Raw genomic sequence first — 526 nt, 5'->3', positions numbered from 1 at the left:
GTCGACCTACTACAAAATGGCCAGGTAATCGATACAAAAGAAGTAAGCGCAGAAACAAAATGGAAGTACGCATTTGAAAATCTAGCAGCATATGATGCAGAAGGAAAAGCGTATAAGTATGAAGTGAAAGAACAAGCAGTAGCTGGATATGAATCAAAAGTAGAAGGTTACGACATCACAAATACAAAAGTAGGTCAAACAAAAGTAGAGGGAACGAAAACGTGGAAAGATGATAACGCAAAAGATCGTCCTTCAACAATCAAGGTAGACCTACTACAAAATGGTCAGGTCATCAACACACAAGAAGTAAGCGCGGCAAGCGGTTGGAAGTATGAATTTAAAGAATTAGCGGTATATGATGCAGAAGGAAAAGCATACAAGTATGAAGTAAAAGAACAACCGGTAGCTGGATACCAAACAGAAATAAAAGGTTATGACATCACAAATACAAAAGTAGGCCAAACAAAAGTAGAGGGTACAAAAACATGGAAAGACGATAATGCGACAGATCGTCCGGAAATGATTA

Annotated in this window: 1 protein-coding gene; it reads left to right on the top strand. The window is 38.2% G+C overall.

Annotated features, from left to right (window positions below; genetic code table 11):
- Positions 1-526, top strand: a 526-nt coding sequence (locus CN373_RS24900; protein WP_133116054.1) for a Cna B-type domain-containing protein, incomplete at both ends; no start/stop codon positions are given.

It is taken from the genome of Bacillus cereus (assembly GCF_002561295.1).
GTDB lineage: Bacteria > Bacillota > Bacilli > Bacillales > Bacillaceae_G > Bacillus_A > Bacillus_A cereus_S.
The sequence above is the reverse complement of the archived record's forward strand: the minus strand, read 5'-3'. Positions and strand labels throughout refer to the sequence as shown.